Origin of the sequence: Massilia sp. TSP1-1-2, assembly GCF_049896185.1 — a bacterium.
Taxonomy (GTDB): domain Bacteria; phylum Pseudomonadota; class Gammaproteobacteria; order Burkholderiales; family Burkholderiaceae_D; genus Telluria_A.
Map to the genome: position 1 here is coordinate 1 of NZ_JAFCTU010000146.1, position 896 is coordinate 896.

At 49.9% G+C, this 896-nt stretch carries 1 protein-coding gene; it reads right to left on the minus strand.

What is annotated here, in order from left to right; genetic code table 11:
* Positions 1-39: 39 nt before the first annotated feature.
* A complete protein-coding gene (locus ACP7BV_RS27370) occupies positions 40-741 on the minus strand; it encodes a hypothetical protein (RefSeq protein ID WP_426108057.1) in 702 nt (233 codons plus the stop codon).
* Between the last annotated feature and the right edge of the window lie 155 nt (positions 742-896).

Genomic DNA, 896 nt, shown 5'->3' on the forward strand with positions numbered 1-896 from the left:
AGCGCCGGGCAGCTGCATGTGAAATAAGCGCAGCCTAAACTAAATACATTCTTGTCTTGACTCGTGGGTCCACTTTATAGCTCGCTGCCAGTTCACAGTGGCGGGATATGGTGCAAAACCTTCCTCGCCGATCGCATATTGTCCACTTACGACCTGAAAAGTTGTGCGATTCTTCCCAATAACTTCTATGTGCCCGATGAAATCGTTGACGAGCTGGCCCACGAGATTCAAGGCGGACGGATCGGATCGCAAATATTTTTCGTAACTAATTGCCCATCTGTCTTTTCCTTTGCCCTCCCAAAAATATCGATAGGCTGCGGTCGCGTCTGTCTGATCCTCAAAATTACATAGAGGATTCAGCGGTCCAGTTATTGGGCCACAGGTGGCCTCGGCTCCGTTCAGTTTTGCCTTCCATTTCGCTCTTGAAAAAGCATCAGCTTTCGTTGGCGCGCGTCTACCGTATCGCTCAACAAATCCACCGTCATGGACGATTTTCGGCCTAGTAATTTTAGTTACAATGGCGTATCTGCCCGAAATATTTGTGAATTTTACTGGCTCGGTATGCGTGTCCTTTTGTGCAGTAGGGGTCAGGGAAATGTCAGTCGCTTTCTTTGCCGCCTTCACCCCTTGTTTCGGCCCGCTCTGTAAAATTGCCTCAACTGAAGGTTGATCCGATGGCCCCTTCGGTATTTGATTACTTGTCTTAGTTTTGCCTGGGACACCTTGCAAAATTTCGTCCACGGACGGCTCTGACGACATTACGATCCTTTCGAATATTTGTCGATCTCTAGGAGGGCGGCGTGACCAACGAAGAGTTTTCGTGACTGTTCAGCGCCTATGCAGTGGGCTGGATAGGATTACCGGCGAAGGCGCGTTGCAGCACCTCCAGCATGCCG